This is a genomic window from Crocinitomicaceae bacterium, assembly GCA_016708105.1.
Classification (GTDB): Bacteria; Bacteroidota; Bacteroidia; order Flavobacteriales_D; family Crocinitomicaceae; genus JADJGJ01.
Window position 1 is genome coordinate 306,128 of the sequence record JADJGJ010000002.1, and the last position, 18,993, is coordinate 325,120.

At 37.7% G+C, this 18,993-nt stretch carries 9 protein-coding genes; 5 read left to right on the plus strand and 4 right to left on the minus strand.

The window, feature by feature from the left end:
- Positions 1–4: 4 nt before the first annotated feature.
- The gene (gene sprA, locus IPH66_12670; protein ID MBK7130198.1) at positions 5–7,300 is read left to right on the plus strand and encodes a cell surface protein SprA; all 7,296 of its coding nucleotides are present in this window, start codon (positions 5–7) and stop codon (positions 7,298–7,300) included.
- A 3-nt stretch (positions 7,301–7,303) separates the two neighbouring features.
- On the plus strand, positions 7,304–7,768 hold the full coding sequence (locus tag IPH66_12675) for a GNAT family N-acetyltransferase (GenBank protein ID MBK7130199.1): 465 nt from the start codon (positions 7,304–7,306) through the stop codon (positions 7,766–7,768).
- On the opposite strand, the gene IPH66_12680 is transcribed toward IPH66_12675, so the two are convergent.
- The 3 genes from IPH66_12680 to IPH66_12690 form a co-directional block, all read right to left on the minus strand.
- Positions 7,762–8,730, minus strand: a complete 969-nt coding sequence (locus IPH66_12680) for a polyprenyl synthetase family protein (GenBank protein ID MBK7130200.1) — start codon at positions 8,728–8,730, stop codon at positions 7,762–7,764. The two genes, IPH66_12675 and IPH66_12680, sit on opposite strands and share 7 nt — an antisense overlap.
- The gene (locus tag IPH66_12685) at positions 8,723–10,312 is read right to left on the minus strand and encodes an MMPL family transporter (GenBank protein ID MBK7130201.1); all 1,590 of its coding nucleotides are present in this window, start codon (positions 10,310–10,312) and stop codon (positions 8,723–8,725) included. Before IPH66_12685 ends, IPH66_12680 begins: the two co-directional genes overlap by 8 nt.
- Positions 10,313–11,447: 1,135 nt before the next feature.
- Entirely contained in the window at positions 11,448–12,311 is an 864-nt protein-coding gene (locus IPH66_12690) for a M23 family metallopeptidase (GenBank protein MBK7130202.1), read from the minus strand.
- A gap of 315 nt (positions 12,312–12,626) precedes the next feature.
- On the opposite strand from IPH66_12690, the gene IPH66_12695 reads away from it, so the two are divergent.
- From IPH66_12695 to IPH66_12705, 3 genes are all read left to right on the plus strand, one after another.
- Positions 12,627–13,013, plus strand: coding sequence for a choice-of-anchor L domain-containing protein (locus IPH66_12695; GenBank protein ID MBK7130203.1), 387 nt, complete (start codon positions 12,627–12,629; stop codon positions 13,011–13,013).
- Complete coding sequence (locus tag IPH66_12700; GenBank protein ID MBK7130204.1) at positions 13,010–15,004, plus strand: choice-of-anchor L domain-containing protein; 1,995 nt, start codon at positions 13,010–13,012, stop codon at positions 15,002–15,004. Before IPH66_12695 ends, IPH66_12700 begins: the two co-directional genes overlap by 4 nt.
- 150 nt (positions 15,005–15,154) lie before the next feature.
- Positions 15,155–17,818, plus strand: coding sequence for a serine hydrolase (locus tag IPH66_12705; protein ID MBK7130205.1), 2,664 nt, complete (start codon positions 15,155–15,157; stop codon positions 17,816–17,818).
- A gap of 134 nt (positions 17,819–17,952) precedes the next feature.
- Here the strand turns inward: IPH66_12705 and IPH66_12710 are convergent, their stop codons facing one another.
- Positions 17,953–18,738, minus strand: coding sequence for an SDR family oxidoreductase (locus IPH66_12710; GenBank protein MBK7130206.1), 786 nt, complete (start codon positions 18,736–18,738; stop codon positions 17,953–17,955).
- Positions 18,739–18,993 lie beyond the last annotated feature (255 nt).

The window sequence follows — 18,993 nt, forward strand, 5'->3', positions numbered from 1 at the left end:
AAGCGTGAGAAAAGTATTATTAATAGTATTATTGATTTTGTGCGGCGTTAAATTGCAGGCACAAACAAAGGATACCGGCAACGTGCACTTGCCTTTTCCTATTTATGATTATTACGATTACACTCAGCAGCAGAATTCGCCAATCAACCTAGCTGACCCTGATAATCTCAACACTGAAATCGTGTACAACCCAATCAGCGGTCAGTATGAAATCTATCAGAAAATTGGTAGCTTTTATTATCGTTATCCAACTAGTATGACGCTGGACGAGTACATGGAATATCAGCGAAAAAAAGCTGAGAATGATTACATGACCAGCAAAATTGAACAGCAAACTGAACAACAAAGAGGTTTGATTCCACCTATCAAAGTGAAGAGTGAGACCTTTGATGTTATTTTTGGTGGAGATCAAATCAACATTCGTCCGCAAGGTTCAGCTGAACTTTCATTTGGCGTAAATATATCTCGGTATGATAACCCTATTCTGCCTGTCAAACAACGACGTGTTGCAACCTTTGATTTTCAGCAAAAAATTAACTTGAACTTGGTTGGTCAAATTGGAGATAAATTAAAACTTACTATTCAACAAAACACTGAAGCAACTTTCAATTTTGAGAACGTTGTGAAGATTGAGTACACCGGTTATGAAGATGAAATCATTCAAAAAATTGAAGCGGGTAACGTGAGTATGCCACTCAATTCGTCTTTAATTCAAGGATCACAAAGTTTATTTGGAATTAGAACTGATTTAAAATTTGGACCACTCACCGTTCAAACCATCTTTTCACAACAACGAGGTAAACAACAAGAAATAAATGTAACAGGTGGAGCCCAGATTCAAGACTATGAAGTGTATGCAGATAATTATGAGGCAAACAAACATTATTTTTTGAATTATTATCACCGTGAGCATTATGACTCTGCAATGCAAACCATGCCCATTGTAAGCTCAGGAGTGAACATCACAAAAATTGAAGTGTGGGTAACTAACCGAATAAATAAAGTTGAAAACACCAGAAACTTTATTGCCTTTACTGATTTGGGTGAAAGCAATCCTGCAAATTGTGAAGGAAATCCAATTCAGTTTGTTGGCAATTTACCTGATAACAGCTCAAATGAACTTTACGACGTGATGTCACAAGCACCTGAAATAAGAGGCTTTTCAAGTGCCGTTGCTTATCTTTCAACATACAGCGGTGTACCTGGTCCGTTTGCACAATCTGAGCATTATGAAAAAGTGGAGAATGCAAGACAATTGGGTGAACAAGAATTTACTTACAATTCCCAATTAGGATTTGTGTCGCTAAAATCTCCTCTCAATCAAGATGAGGTACTTGCGGTTGCATATCAGTATACCTACGGAGGAAGAACTTTTCAGGTAGGTGAATTTACTTCTGACGTACCGGTAGAAGAAGGTTCAAAAAGCGCCTTGATTTTAAAATTGATCAAGCCAACTATCATCAATCCAAAAAATAAAACCTGGGATCTGATGATGAAAAATGTGTATTCAATTGGGGCATATCAGGTTTCTCAGGCTGACTTTGTATTTGACGTTTGGTACAATAGCCCAATGACTAGTACGGATGTCATTTATCTTCCGTACTCAGGTGTAGATAATAAAATGATTATTCAGCAACTGGAATTAGATCGTCTGAATTTAAATAATGGACTTGCATCAGACGGTAGGTTTGATTATGTGCCTATACAATATGATAATAATCGGGCAATAAACGGAGGTACCATTGATCCTAAAACAGGCAGAGTTTACTTTACTACAATTGAACCTTTTGGCAAAACGCTGGAAGAAAAACTAACTGCAGCAAGCACCCTCGCTCCGGTTGAAATCAACTCTATTGTTTATCATGAATTGTATGATTCAACCAAAACAGCGGCGCAGCAAATTCCGGGTAAAAATCGCTTTAAATTAAAAGGTAGTTACAAATCATCTGTGAGCTCTGACATTTCACTTAATGCGCTTAATATACCTGAGGGCAGTGTTGTTGTAACGGCCGGAGGACGAGTGCTGACAGAAGGCGTAGATTATACTGTTGATTACAATTTGGGTCGTGTAAAAATTTTAGATCAAGGAATTCTTGAATCACAAACTCCAATCAGTGTAAAGTTGGAAAGTAATCAGGTATTTGGTTTCCAATCCAAGAGTATGGTGGGTGCACATTTTAATTATGAATTCAGCAAGGATTTTAATGTGGGTGCAACCGTGATTAATTTAACTGAAAAACCACTCACGCAAAAAGTAAATATTGGTGATGAACCTATCAGTAATACTGTGTTGGGAACAGATATCAGATATCGTGGAGAAATTCCGTGGTTAACCAAGGCGGTTGATTATTTACCAATCATTTCAACAAAAGAAAAATCATACATCACCGCCAGTGGAGAATTCGCTTATTTGATTCCGGGCACACAGCGTGCAATTAGTAAAGAAGGAATTTCATACATTGATGGATTTGAAGGAAGTCAAAGCGCCATTGATTTAAAAACATTTGGTACTTGGCGATTAGCATCTGTACCGCAAGGTCAGCCAACACTTTTTCCTGAGGCGTATATAAAAACGGGCTTAGCTTCAGGTTTTGATCGTGCGCATTTATCATGGTATGTAATTGATCCAACTGCGTTTTATCAAAATTCAAGCACAACGCCTGACTACATTGCAAATAACCCGCTGTATCTTGAAAACTCTCAGATGCACATGCTGGCACAAACTGATTTATTTCCTCAGTACAATCCAATTCAAGGTACGCTTAACAATATTCCTGTATTTGATTTAGCCTACTATCCTGAAGAGCGTGGACCATACAATTATGATACGGTGAATACCTATATTGATGCAGATGGTCACTTTACTAATCCTGAAGATCGGTGGGCAGGTGTTATGCGATCACTCACTACAACTAATTTTGAACAGGCCAATATTCAGTTCATTCAGTTTTGGTTGCTTGATCCTTTCAATAATGATGCAACAGATAGCGGAACAGTAAATTTAACCGGTGGTGATCTATATTTTAATTTGGGAAATATTTCAGAAGATATCTTGCCTGATTCACGCAAAAGTTTTGAAAATGGTTTACCGGCCAGTACAACATTTGACCCCAATGATTTTGACACAACTGATTGGGCTGCGGTTCCAAATCAGCAGGTAATTGTAAATGCATTTGATAACAACACCTCATCACGAGAATTTCAGGATATTGGTTTAGATGGTTTAGATAATGATGCAGAATCAGCACATTTTGCAGAATTTATTAATTGGGTTAACACAAGTGGATTGACCCCAGATGCAAAACAAAAATTGTTGAATGACCCTTCAAGTGATTACTACAACTATTATCTGGATGATGATTATGATGCCGCTACATTAGACATTGTTGAGCGATACAAATATTACAACGGAATGGAGGGTAATTCTCCTACATCCGAAATGGCGGGTCAAATGAATGCTGATGGTTATCCAACCCAAGCTACAACCATGCCTGATATTGAAGATTTAAATCAGGATAACAACTTGAGTGAAACAGAAAGTTATTTTCAATATTCAGTGAGTTTGCGTCCGCAAGATTTAGTTGTGGGGCAGAATTACATTACCAATTCACAGGTTGTTGAAGTGAATGATCAGGGAAAGACAGAAACTTGGTATCAGTTTAAAATTCCAATTGAAGATCCTGAATCGGTGATCAATGGAATTTCTGATTTCAGATCAATTCGTTTCATGAGAATGTATGTTACCGGGTTTGAACATCCTGTTGTGTTGCGCTTTGCAAAACTTGAATTAATACGCGGCGAATGGAGAAGATACTTAAACAATATTGATGAACCGGGTGAATATATTGAAACTGATCCTGACGCAACTGAATTTAATATTGCTGCCGTAAACCTTGAAGAAAACAATTTAAAAGAACCGGTGAATTATGCTATTCCGCCGGGCATTCAACGTCAGCAAGACAATGCCTCAATTAACTTCAGACAATTGAATGAGCAATCACTTTCACTGCAGGTTTGCGGATTGAAAGATGGAGAGGCTAGAGCTGCATACAAAAATGTTTCATTTGATGTGAGATCTTATAAAAACCTGCGCATGTTTGTTCACGGTGAAGCGCGCAATATTGAAGCCAATCTTCAGGATGATGAATTGACTGTTTTCATTCGTTTAGGAACTGATTTTGAAAACAACTATTATGAGTTTGAAATGCCAATTAAAGTTACTCCATGGGGGACTGATTATACACAGGATTTGGTGATATGGCCTGAAGCAAATAATATGATCATTGCATTTGATTCATTGATTAATCTCAAAATGAAACGCAATGCTTCTGGTGTGCCTTCCACATCAGAATATATTTTGACTTACACAGATCCTACAACAGGTCAGGTGGTGAGAATAAAAGTTAAAGGAAATCCAAACTTACAGGGCATGAAAGTAATCATGATTGGAGTTAGAAATCCCGGAAAAGACACAAATCACCCATGGATGCATGCTGAAGACGGGATGGATAAATGCGCTGAAATTTGGGTGAATGAATTGCGCCTCACAGATTTTGATCAAGAAGGTGGTTGGGCTTCAACTGCACGTGTTGGTGTTCAAATGGCTGATTTTGCAAACGTGAATTTTTCAGGAAATTATTCAACACCTGGTTGGGGAAGTATTGAGAAAAAAGTGAGCGAAAGACAACGTGATACACGAAAGGGATTTGACTTTTCAAGCAGTGTTGAATTAGGACAATTTTTTGGAAATAAAGTGAAATTGCAAGTACCATTTATGTACGGATATTCTGTTACCGCAATTGATCCGCAATATGATTTATTAGCACCTGATGTCAGGCTTGAAGATTATTCTGACTTGGCAACTAAGCAAGAGCGAGCCCGATTGTCACGCGATATTACAATCAGGCAATATTATAATTTCACCAATGTCCGACGAGAAAGACCGGCGGGAAAACCAGTGCATTTTTGGGATGTTGAAAATTTATCTGCAACATATTCTTACAATGAATTGTATCAGCGTGACATCAATACTGATCATGATATTACTAGAACGTATCGTGGTGTGCTGAACTATACCTTCTCTGGCAAACCAATTGAAGTGCAGCCATTCAAGGATAACGCCTTCTTCAAAAAATCAAAATGGTTTGGGCTCATCAAAGAATTCAATTTTAATTTAGGTCCTAAATCTATTGCAGTGAGCAGTGAAATTACAAGGATGTATAATGAAAGACAAAACAGAAATGTCCTAGACACTAGTTTCATTTTCCCGCAGACGTATCTAAAAAATTTCACATGGAATCGTACCTATGATTTTAAGTATGATTTTACAAAGCAACTCAAGTTTACTTTTGCCGCCATAAACAATGCTATCATTTATGAACCTAATGGCATAATTAATCCTGATGCTGCAGAGGGTTCAGATGATTATAACACGTATCAATTGTTCAGAGATGGTGTTGACAAAGCATTCAATCCATTCAGCTCATCAAGTGATACCTTGAACCGGTTTGGTGGATACACGATGAGTTATAGTCACAATTATAATTTCACGTATAAAATTCCATTCAATCAATTACCTCTCACAGATTGGTTGTCATCTAACGTGAAGTATAGAGGCAGTTATGATTGGCAGCGTGCGCCTATCTCACAACCTGCATTTGGACATACCATTCAAAACTCATCAAATTTCAATTTGACTTTGCAGGCAGATATGTCAAAGTTATACAACCGCATTGAGTTTTTCAGAAGAGTGAATGGCGGTGCACCGCAGCGTGGAGGACGCACAACGACATCCGGCGGGTCTGATGGTAAAGATGGAAAGGAAGGTGGAGAAGGTGATGAAAAGGATGAAAAAGAAAAAGATGAAAAAGAGAAAAAGGAAAAAGGAGAATTACATCCTGCATGGAAATTTGTTGGGCAAATGCTCATGACTTTGCAATCTGTAAACTTTACATATACTGAAGTAGATGGAATGTTGATGCCGGGCTTTAATAATTCAACAACTTTATTTGGTATGAATAATTTTGGTGCACCCGGATTTGCTTTCATCTCAGGTCAACAAAATTATGATATCTGGGGCAGACCGAACACCGTTTGGGGTGCTGATAGCAGTTTTGCAAGATATGCCGCCACTAACGGATGGTTGGTGCAAAACCCTAATCTCAACGTTCAGCACACCGTTATGCACACGCAATCAATTAATGGTAAAGTCACCTTACAACCATTCAAAGATTTTTCTGTGAATCTTTCATTAGACAGAAAAATTACTGACAATGAAAACGGATTTTATCGTTACAATGATACAACTGCATTTTGGGAATATCAGAACCGCGTAAATATGGGTTCACTTACCTTCACCACTATTACATGGAAAACAGCGTTTGCAAAAATTGATACCACTAATTTCTCACAAGAATTTCAAGACTTGAGAAACTCTCGTGATGAAGTGTCACAACAATTAGGTACAAACGCCGGAACATCTTTGGGAAGTGATGGTTTTTATGATGGTTTTGGCGCTAACCAACAAGATGTTCTAATCGGATCTTTCTTTGCAGCCTACACCGGTAAAGGTTCTGGTAATAAATTCTTTGATGTATTCAGCGCTATTCCTTTGCCGAACTGGGATGTGCGTTACAATGGTTTGGCTAAGCTTGAATTCATGAAAAAGTATGTCAAGAATTTTACTTTGTCACATTCATATCGTTCTACCGTATCTGTTTCTAATTATCAAACTAATTTGGGTGCATTTGATGAGAATGGTATTCAACTGCGTGATGCATCAGATAATTTTATTGCGGGTAGACAAATTCAAAGTATCACCATCACAGAGCAATTTGCTCCGCTCATTGGATTGGATGCAACTTGGACAATTGGTCAAAACGGATTGCTTACTAAATTTGAGTACACAAAAGATCGTACGCTTGCGCTGAACATTCCTAACGCACAAGTAATGGAAATGCGTGGATGGGAAATTGTGATTGGTTCTGGTTACGCATTCTCTGACGTAAAGCTGCCAATTAAATTCATGGGTAAAACACCTGAAAGTGACTTGACTTTGCGGTTTGACCTCAACATTAGAAACAATATTTCAGTAGCAAGAAATATTATTGAAGACACCAATCAACCTTCAGCCGGTACAAGAACCTGGTCATTGCGTTTCAGAGCAGATTATAATATGGGTCCTAATCTAAACGTGGCATTGTATTTTGACCGTGTAGTAAATAAACCGGTACTGTCCAATGCGTATCCAACAGCAAATACAAGTGCAGGTCTTTCATTGCGCTTTAACCTTGCTCAGTAATTCATGACTTCATCACCAAGCATAATCAGACCGGCAACTAAATCAGATGTTGGAGATGTGCTGAAATTGATTCGTGAACTTGCTATGTATGAAAACGCCGCACAAGAAGTTTCAAATACTGAACAGCAACTTACTGAAGATTTGTTTGGAAACAACTCCGTTTGTGAAAGCATTGTTGCTGTGCACAAAAATCAAGTAGTTGGTTTTGCTCTTTTCTATACAGCTTATTCAACATGGAAAGGAAAATGTCTTTACCTTGAAGATTTGTACGTGCAAGAAAATTTCAGACGTGCAGGCATTGGAAAAAAACTGTTTGACTATATTCTGCAATTAGCAAAAACTCGCAACATGAAAAGGTTATCATGGCAAGTACTGGATTGGAATGAACCCGCTATTGAATTTTACAAAAAATATCACGCGGAACTTGATCCGGAGTGGATTAACGGAAAGATCAGATTGGATCAGTGATCACGATTAAGCAAAAACGCAGCCAGTTCTTCAAGCGGTTGGCGTGCTTCATCTGAAATTTTTATTTCACGCAGATTTTTTAAAGCAATATCGTGGTAATATTTAATGGCAGATTCAGTTTCTGTTTTAATATTCAATTGCTCAAAACAACGTTTAGCTGCGGCTAATTTTTTTTCCGGATTATTTTCTGTGAGCATTGTTTGTAATGCTTCTTTCTGTCTCTGATCAGCTTGTTCAAATGCCTTTAGTACAAGAAATGTTTTTTTATTTGCAAGAATATCACCGCCGGTTTGTTTGCCAACTTTTGTTGAGTCACCGTACAAATCAAGCAAGTCATCTTGTATTTGAAATGATATTCCCAGATTGACACCAAACTGGTATATTTTTTCTTGGTCAGAAAGATCACGCTGAGCAACTATAGCTCCAAACTGTAAACTACAGCCTAACAATACCGATGTTTTGAGACGAATCATTTCAATGTATTCTTTCAACGTTACATCTGAACGTTTTTCAAAGTCCATATCCAGTTGCTGACCTTCACACACTTCAGTTGCCGTTTTATTAAATACTTCTATCAGCGCATGAGAAACTTCAGGTGAGTAGGTGTTGAGTTTTTTGTATGCTTCAATCAGCATTCCATCTCCGCTGAGAATTCCAACATGGGTATTCCATTTTGTGTGAACAGTTGCTTTACCTCTGCGCAATGGCGCAGCATCCATGATATCATCATGAATTAAACTGAAATTATGAAAAAGCTCAACAGCTAATGCTGCGTTCATACTTTGTTCAGCAGGTTTTCCAAAAGCATTGCATGACATCAAAGTCAAAACTGGTCTCATGCGTTTTCCACCTAGAGAAAGTATATACTGCATGGGTTCATACAACAGTGCAGGTGTTTTGGGGAGCTGAATTTCTGAAACAGCTTTTTCAGTCAGTTTGAGATAAACTTCTAAATTATTCATCGTTGATCTGCTTCGAGTTTGAATCTTCTGCCTCGTATTTGCGAACGGTGTTTTCAATTTCAAGATTGTCAAATTCAATGTCTTCTTCTTCATGAAATATTTGAAGCATGGGTTCACGCATGGCTTTTACAATCATCTTTTTATCCATCCACAAAAGCAGCGTTGGTAATACAATTAAATTTGAGAGCATAGCCACAAGCAGTGTAAGAGAAACAAGTATGCCCAGCGCTTTAGTACCACCAAATTCAGAAAAAGTAAACATCAAAAATCCAAAGAAAAGGATGATAGACGTATAAATCATACTGGCACCGGTTTCACGCAAGGCCATCAGTACACATCTTCTAAAATCATGTTCATGATGTTTTAGTTCTTGTCTGAATTTAGCAAGAAAATGTATGGTGTCATCAACTGAAATACCAAATGCAATGCTGAATACAAGTAGCGTAGATGGTTTCATGGGCACACCAAAATATCCCATGATAGCAGCAGTAGTCATCAATGGAATAAAATTTGGAACAAGAGAAATAATAACCATGCGCCATGATTTGAAAAGGAATGCCATAATCAACCCGATTAAAACAATAGCAATAGAAAGTGAAGTAAACAAATTGATAACAAGATATTGTGTTCCGTTTGATGAAACTACTGATGTTCCGGTAAAGGTTACATCCCAGTGGTTTTCATCAATTGCTTTTTTGAGACTGTCATTGAATCCTGCATTGTCATGATTTGCGTAGAGTGAACTTTCATCTATATTGTTTACATCATCAGTGCCTGAATAAAATCTTTTTAAATCACTTGTCACGGCAGGATATTCAGAATAGAACAATTGCAATGCACCAGTTTTTTCTTGTCCACTTTTCTTGATGATTTGCTGATACGCACTATCCATGGCGGCGTATTGCGGATTGATCAACCGATCAATCACCGGACCAATGCTATCAACAATTGCCTGTATTTCATAAGCGCCCGTGTCACGAATTTGCATGGTGATGCGGGTAATGGTTTTGGTTGAATCTAGAAAAGCGTTGGAACCTGTTCCGCCCGCAGAGTTTTTTATATACGGCAGCATTTTGTTCATCTTGGTTACAGACGGAATAACATAACGAGATGAATCATTATTGCTATACGCCATGTTGATGATTTTTATACCGTCAGCAACTGAAAGTGATTTTGAAAAATATTCAAACTTTGCAAGGTAGTTTTGCACATCTTCTATTTCTTTGAAACGATTCCAGTAGACATTCGAATCTTTTGTATTGATTAATATATCAAAAGGAATAGAGCCTCTGAAATTGTCTTGAATGAAATGCAAATCTTGTGTGATGGGATCGTCTTGAGGTAAATCACCGGTGATATTACCGGTTGTTTTTATTCTGATAATTCCGAATATTGATATAATGGCGATAATACCAACTCCGGCATAAATCCATTTGCGTTTATACATGCTGAGATATTCAAGTTTTTCAACTGCAAATACCAGCCATTGTTTTTCAAGATGTTTAAGATGTTTAGTTTGGGGTACTTTGGAATAGCTTAAAATAATTGGCAATACGGTAAGGCAAAGAATAAAAACCACCATGATATTAATGGATGCAACTACGCCAAATTCAAATAGTCTTTCTGAATTTGTAAACATGAAAGTACCAAAACCAAGTGCGGTGGTCAGGTTGGTCATGAATGAGGCAATACCAATATTGCCAATAACTCTTGAAAGCCCTTTGATTTTATTGCCGTGATGTTTAATCTCTTGATGATATTTTGTGATGAGATAGGTACAATTGGGTATACTAATCACAATCATCAAAGGTGGAATCAACACCATCATAATAGATAGTTTATACCCCAACAAACCTATTGTTCCCAATGCCAGAATAACACCAATAAATACAACTGAAACACAAATGAGCACCACGCGAACTGATCTGAAAAAAATAAAGAGTACTAATGAGGTTACGCCAATGGAAAGCGCAATAAAGAAACCAAGTTCACCTTCAAGTTTTTTAGCAACCGCCACTCGTATGTGCGGCATGCCTGATACCCTTATTTTACCCAACACCGGTTCATATTTCAAAGCAATTTCTTCTACCTTGATAAGCTCTTTAGCAGTTTTCATATCTGCCATGATGCCTTCATCAACAAATGCCATCAAAAGAGAGGTGTTTGTTTCAGGGTTATAGATCAAATCTTTGTATGAAGGGTTTGAGCGAATGATTTTTTTGAGACTATCTACCTCTGCTTGTGTTTGAGGTTTTGATCTCACTACTTTGTCAAAGAAAAACTTTTCATTTACAGTATCTTTTGCCAATTGGTAAAGATGTGCTTCAGAAAAAATAGAATCTATGGCATCTGATTTTGCTACTTCAAGTCCAAATTCATACCAAGCATTAAATTTTTCAAGCGAATAAAGATCCTCTGTTTGTACAGCAAAAATTAAAAGTGATTCACTACCTCCAAAACTACTTTTCAATAATTCGTAATCACGTTTTGGTTTAGAATCTTTAGGCAACATGGTTCCATAGCTGTTGTCCATTTTGATTTTTGTAAACGCAAAATAACCAAAGAATGCTGTAAGTAAAAATATTGCAATCAGAATAATAATCCGATAGCGCAAAATCATTTGTGAAATTTTAAACCACATGCTGTGCCGAACTTAGAATTTCAAAAGTAATATAAAGTCAATGAATCAAAGACGTTTTAGACAAGGATTCTTTTTATCAGAAAGAAATATATTCTTGTGGATTTAACGCAACCCCTTTGTGCCAGAGTTCAAAATGCAGATGAGGCCCTGAAGTGTTTTCACCTGTGTTGCCCACTATTCCAAGTGGATCACCTGTTAATATGCGATCTCCTTGTGTTTTTAATAATACTGAACAGTGTTTGTAAACCGATATGAAATCATTGTTGTGCTGCACAATCAGAATGTTGCCCTCACCCGGAACCCAAGTGGCAACTACTACAGTTCCATCAAGACAGGCTTTTACCGGCTCATCAGCCACAGTAACTACATCAACACCAAAGTGATCTTTAGCCGCGTTGAATGATTGTGAAATCTGACCATTCACCGGTGCAAAGAAAAAATCTACCGCAAACCCTCCCGGATTTCCCGTTGGAACTGATTTTTGGTTTTCCATTTGCTCTCTGAACAAACTGTCTTCAGCTGATCTTGAAAAATCAGGTTTATAATTTACGTACGTAGTGTCTTGCTTTTGAAGATAAAGACTGTCATCAAATGGTTCATCAGTGAGTATATGTTTAATGTCTCGTAGAAAAATATCATTGTTATTGGTCATTTGGTATAATGAATCAATGGTTTTATTCTGCTGTTCCAGCATCAGTCTTGTTTCATCAGCAGATTGCGTGCTAACAATGGTGCTGAGTGAAGTATACCTGAATAAAATCATCACAGTAACAATCACCAGCAAAGTGTAAAATATAATGACTGAAAGAATGGTCATAGACGACACGGAGAAACTCCACTTCTCATGGTAAGTGGTATCATCCATATAAGTGAGCTTATGCTTTTCACGCATGCGCTCAATGATTTGTCCTATTTTCTCAGTCCATTTCAAGATGGACAAAAATACCGAATTTAATTACACCTTAGAATACAAGATATTCTGCCTGATCTTTGTCATCTGAAACTCAGTGCTGAAAAATATGTTAAAGCATATCCGCAGCCTGCTGAAAGGATTTAATATTCAAAGTCACAGTCGGTGTCTTTTAAAATCATCTGATAGTTGAATCAATGGTTCATACATTTGGCTCGTTTTTTGCTTACATTTGAACAACCATTTACTTGATTTGACGTTATATATACTAAACAGGCAAATCAACTAACTGCTAAAAAAAACACCCGATTTCTGAAAAGTCTGATTCACATATCTTTCCTCAGCATGCTGCTGCTTGTTCAAGTTCAGGTATACGGACAATTAACTACCTCAACTTCCATGACACCGACACAACTGGTAGAAAACGTACTTGTGGGCAGTGGGGTAGCAGTGTCAAACGTAATGTATAACGGACACCCTGAAGCAATTGGCTCTTTTACCGGTACAGGCACTAATCTTGGATTAAGTAACGGAATACTATTAACCACAGGTACAGTTTTAAATTCAGGTGGATTTTTGGAGGTAATGGTCCGCACGGCCCTAATGACAGTGGAAGTGCCGGCATTGATAATGGAGAACCCGGTTATACTCCGCTCACTACACTTGCCGGAGCCTCAACATATAATGCTGCCATTCTTGAATTTGATTTTGTGCCACAAAGTGACAGTGTGAAGTTCAGATATGTTTTTGGTTCTGATGAATATCCTGAATTTGTTGACGGCGGTTTTAATGATGCATTTGCTTTTTTCATCACGGGTCCGGGCTTTGGAGGTACTTATAATATGGCTAATATTCCCGGCGGCGGTGGTGTGGTTTCAATTGACAACATCAACAACGGAACATCCAACACTGGGCCTTGCCAGAATTGTACATACTACGTCAACAACGGTACAGGATCTAATGCACCATACAACGGCAGTAGTTTTTACATTCAGTATGATGGCTTCACGGTAGTGATGGAAGCTAAAGCAGATGTTCAATGTGGTGAGACCTATCACTTGGTAATTGCTATTGCAGATGCGGGTGATGGCGCTTATGATTCAGGAATTTTTTTGGAAGCAAACTCACTCGCAAGTTTTGCGCCCATTGAAATTAATGGAGACTTAACCAATGATCATTTTGGTAATAATTATCAGATGGCTGAAGGATGTGAATCAGTTACTGTAACGGTTAGTCGTCCTGCATCCATGGCGGCGGCAGCTGAAAGTATTCCAATCACTGTATTAGGCACCGCAACTGAAGGAGTTGATTATTCCAACATTCCACCATCAGTAAATTTTGCTGCCGGACAAACTACCGTGACCTTCACAGTTGATGCTTTTTCTGACGCATTGGCTGAAGGAGATGAAACTATTATTATTCAATTGAATCAGCCTGATCCATGTGGTACAAGTACTTTTATTTCTCTTGATCTTGTCATAAAAAATACAGCGCCTTTACAAGTGAGTATCTCAGGTCACTCGTTGCATTGCCCCGGTGAAGAAGTTACTTTGAATGCCACTGTCACCGGTGGAATTGAACCTTATACTTTCTCTTGGACAACAGGTGAAACTACAGAAGACATCCTTGTTGCTCCATTATCAACCACCACATATACACTCACGGCAACTGATATCTGTATTGGTACACCGGCAAATGGATCAGCGGTTGTTACCGTTCCGGTTTATCCGCCAATCAGCATAATCACTTCGCCTGATACGTCAGTACTTTGTCCTAATACTCCGGTTGTTCTTTACGCTGAGGCTTCAGGCGGTGAAGGTTCCTTTACTTATACATGGATGGATGGAACAACTACCATTGGCACCGGTCCTGTAGTTACGGTTTCTCCTATGGTTACAACTACCTACATTGTTATGATTGAAGATGGTTGCGGATCTCCAACGCAAACGAATATAACTGTTACGGTGATTGCATCCGTGTTAGAATTAATTATGTCACCTGATCAATTGATTTGTCCGGGTGATACGGCCAATATTTTTGTGATTGCATCTGAAGGTTTGGGTAACTATACTTACTATTGGTATCATTCAGGTGAAACAACTTCTTCTGTAATGGTGTCGCCTAATTATACTCACACGTATACCGTTGCTGTTGAAGATGATTGTCACACCTATCATATTGATGGCTCAACCATAGTTGAGGTAGTAAGACCTCATGCAAATTTTGGTGTTCTCACCAATGAACCTATGGTAGATTTACCCGTGGCATTCCAAAATTTATCCACCGGAGGAGTTGCGTGGGAATGGTATTTTGACAACGGAGATTTTTCTACTAATAATTCTCCTTTGACTACATATAGCCATTGGGGATGGTATGATGTTACCCTTGTTGCATTCAATGAGATTGGTTGTACTGATACGGTAACAAAACCAATTTACATCAAACCTGAATTCTATTTCTATGCGCCAAATAGCTTTACACCAAACGCTGACCGCTTCAATAATTATTATGAGGTAAGTGTGATTGGTGCAACTGACTTTTTATTCCAGATTTATGATCGTTGGGGAAATTTAATTTACGAAACCACCGATCAGTATTTCCGTTGGGATGGCACGTATAATAATCAAGTAGCGTTTGATGGTGTTTTTGTTTATAAGGCAAGAGTTGTTGATCGTGAATTAATGCCACATGAATACGTTGGTCACATTACCGTTCTCAGGTAATTAAAAAAATCGCTGTATTTTGAATTTCTATTTTTAGTTGAAATTAAAACTAGAAATTGCTTTTCACTTTTTTCAAAGCGGAAGAAGGCAGTCGATACTCATTTGCATTCAGCAGATTATTGTACATTTGAATGATAATTGTTATTGGGGATGCATCACTTTTTTTACCGGTTTTTTTTTGCGTATAGTTTGTTTGCTTTTGTGTTCTTCTCATGTGGCGGAGAATCAAACAGTGTTGAGCAACATGAAGCGGGAATTGACAGCACCTCATTTTGGGCTGATTCTATTTTTGGTAATCTTACACAAGAACAAGCATACAATCAACACCTCATCTTTGAAATTCCTGATCATTACCAACAGGCCATAGATAGTTTTGCTAATTGGGTTGTGGAACATCAACCTGGCGCTCTTCATTTGATAAATTGGAATACAGACAGCATTCAAAGACTAAAAAATATACTTGACACGCACCAACTGGTTCAGCCATTTTTCTATGCTGATTATACTGAAATAACAAATACGACTTCATATCCATGGTGGGAGGCAAACAAAGATGCACGTGATCTTTCATTCACGCAATTTTTTGGTGAGGCAGGATTTCAATTACTCAATTTTAATCAACCCATACCACCTGATAAATTCAATCGTGCTTGGCTTGACTCCATTTATTTGAAACAAGGTATCACGCCGGTAATCCAAAACTTTCATGATCAAAATGCACAAACTGATTTTGATAATTTTCTCAATAGTTTATCATGGTGTAATCATGCAATTGAGTTGACACTGCAGCAATATGACAGTGTTAGTTTAAACAATTACCGAAAATCATATTCTTTTGCAGGAATTTTTATTGTGCGTACAAAAGAACAAATGATCAACTACTTGTTGGGAAATGGAACAGACCTAGTGTATAAAAGACTTGAATCTCCTGAGACATTTTCAGCATGGAAGCCCTCTTCAGAAGAACAAATTATTTTTGATGAAAGCACCAAAAGAATTCTCAAACGAAAAGCACAACGACCTGAATATAAAAAACCCGTTAATAGCAGTGAAGAATTAAATTATATCCATCTGAATTTTCAGTCAAAAAGCACCGCGTTGTTGCGTAATGATGGTAAGTTAATTCCGTTCAAATCAAAATTTACTTTGTACACAGATAAGACAACAGATTTGAGTCAAAAGACAAGAACAGATTGCGGAGTGAGCTTAGTAAATAAAAAAGCAGACAGCAAAAATCTGAATGAAATAATCAATTCAAAAGGCAATAAAGTGATTATGTTGGATGACACGTGCAGTGATGATTTTCTTGCAGAAATAAATAAAATAAAAGCAGAAAAAAACACCTTGGTTGCGTTCTCAAATCCTGCGCATTATGAAAAGTTGAGTGCTTGTCCTAATTTAATTTTTTATCCTGAAATAAATGATTTTTCAGTAGGAATTTTTGTGCAACAGATCACTTCACGTCTCACCTTAAACGGAGATTTTTACTTGCCGGATACTTTGGTAAAAGGAATTTTTTTGGAGAAAAAATTACTTGCTCGTACTGATCCAAATTTTGTTGGATTAGATGCAGACACCCTTGCCTATATTTCGGGCATGATGAGTAATTGCATGAGTAATCACGCTTTCCCCGGAGGACAAGTTTTAATTGCAAAAAATGGTTGTATTGTGTATGATCGTGTTTTTGGAAAACATACCTATCAAGGACAATCTTTGGTAACTGAAAATTCCATGTATGATCTGGCTTCAATAACCAAAGTTGTTTCCACTACCATGGTAGGCATGAAACTTTATGAAATGGGCATGTATGCATTAGATGACAGTCTTGCTACCTATTTGCCGGATTCATTGCGCTTGCATTTGAAATTTCCTAGTACCATTCGCAATCTCACGTTTCAGGAATTGTTCACCCATTGCAGCGGAATGCCTGCAGGTTTTCCCGTTATCAAATACATGAAATACACCACACCTGATTATGGCAGATATGATAAATATTATTGTGATCGTCCGGATTCAGTTTATAATACTGAAGTAGCTGAGGGATTTTATTTGGAAAGAGAACAGCAAGATTCAATGTGGCTCAAATTAAATCAGATTTATCTCAATCCTGATAAGTCATATCACTACAGTGATGTCAACATGAATACTTTGTATTTTATTTTTAAAAGTATCATTCAAAAAGATCCTGCAAAATTTGGTTTCAATCAGCCAAAAAAACAACTGAAGGATAAAAATTTATTTGAAGAATTTTTGTACAATACCTTTTACAAACCATTAGGAATGAATCACACCATGTATCGTCCGCTGAAAAAATACAGCAGAGATATTATTGTGCCAACAGAAAATGATACCTGGTGGAGAAAACAACTTTTGCATGGCTATGTGCATGATCCCAACGCAGCTTTGCATGGAGGAGTAGCAGGTAATGCCGGTATCTTCTCAACAGCAAATGATTTAGTCATATTATTCCAGATGTTGCTCAACAAAGGAGTGTATAATGGCCAACGATATTTGAAAGCAGAAACCGTTGAAAAATTCACCTCACGTCAGGAAAATTGTTTTCGCGGATTAGGATTCAACAAACCATCCATGGGTTCAGTATCATTTGGTATGTCACCCAACGCATCATTGAGCACTTATGGTCACACAGGTTTCACCGGCACCTGTTTTTGGATTGACCCTGAACACGAATTAATTTATATTTATTTGTCTAACGCCGTTCACCCAACCGTGAATAACAAAACCTATGAATACGGTATCCGCAAACGCGTGCATCAATGTGCGTATGATGCCATGATGGGAGAAGAGTATTAGAATAAATTCTAGGAATGCCTACAGGTTAGAAATTTATGAATCTCTACGTGTCCTTACCGGCCTTAACACCTTTATGAAAAGCGCTAAAAAGAAAACGCTAACTCATTCCCTCATTCAATCCGCTATTCCTCACGCTACAAACTCTTAGTCCTCCCCCCGTCAACCGGCACGTTAATTCCGTTGATATAGCTTGCAGCCGGAGACGCTAAAAATGCAATTACGTTTGCTACTTCTTCAGGTTCTGCAATGCGTTTCATGGGTGATTCATCAGCCATATGTTTGAGTAAACTATCATAACTTTCACCGGTTTTTGCAGCTTTATTTTCAAGAATAGATTTTAACCGTGCTGTGTTGGTTGCACCCGGCAGAACATTGTTAACGGTGATATTATATTGACCCAATTCATTGGCTAATGTTTTGCTCCAATTGGCAACAGCGCCTCGTATGGTATTTGATACACCTAAATTAGGTAAAGGTTGTTTAACTGAAGTAGAAATCACATTGATGATGCGTCCGTATTTTGCGGCAATCATTTTATCTTTTACTGCGCTCACTAAAATATGATTGCAAATTAAATGCATGTTGAAAGCAATTCTGAATTCTTCTAATGATGCTGAATTAACAGGTCCCGCCGCTGGGCCGCCGGTGTTGTTTACTAATATCTCAACAGATTTATCTTTTAAAAAATCATGAATCCGTTTTTCCAGTTCTTGACTTTGAGAAAAATCAGCAACTAAAAAAGTGTGTTTTTGGTTTTTAGAACTGTCTAATTCATTCTGTACCGCCTTTAGTTTGTTTTCATCTCTTGCAAGCAAAATAATATTTGCACCCAGCAAAGCAAGTTCAATGGCGGTTGCTTTACCAATACCTTGTGTGCTGCCGCATACCAGGGCGGTTTTATTTTGGAGGTTCAGATTCATGGATGATTATTTTCTCAAAAGTAAACACAATTGCAATTTGTCATCAAAACTTGTTTAATTGTTTTGTGGTTTGGCCCTATGCTTCTTTTTGTGAAAAAACAGATTAACTCTATGTGAACAAGTTCATCTGTTATCTGTTACAGACATCAAGTATAAACAATTGTTGATGAGCAAAATTCGTTAATAATGAACGATTTAGGATTGATTTTATCACACTTTATATTAATTGGATGTGAAGAAATTGTGCAGATAAAT

Coding starts and splice junctions, on each gene's coding strand:
- IPH66_12675 (MBK7130199.1), top strand. CDS start 7,304: ATGACTTCATCACCAAGCATAATCAGACCGGCAACTAAATCAGATGTT.
- IPH66_12680 (MBK7130200.1), bottom strand. CDS start 8,730: ATGAATAATTTAGAAGTTTATCTCAAACTGACTGAAAAAGCTGTTTCA.
- IPH66_12685 (MBK7130201.1), bottom strand. CDS start 10,312: ATGGTGGTTTTTATTCTTTGCCTTACCGTATTGCCAATTATTTTAAGC.
- IPH66_12695 (MBK7130203.1), top strand. CDS start 12,627: ATGCTGCTGCTTGTTCAAGTTCAGGTATACGGACAATTAACTACCTCA.
- IPH66_12705 (MBK7130205.1), top strand. CDS start 15,155: ATGCATCACTTTTTTTACCGGTTTTTTTTTGCGTATAGTTTGTTTGCT.
- IPH66_12710 (MBK7130206.1), bottom strand. CDS start 18,738: ATGAATCTGAACCTCCAAAATAAAACCGCCCTGGTATGCGGCAGCACA.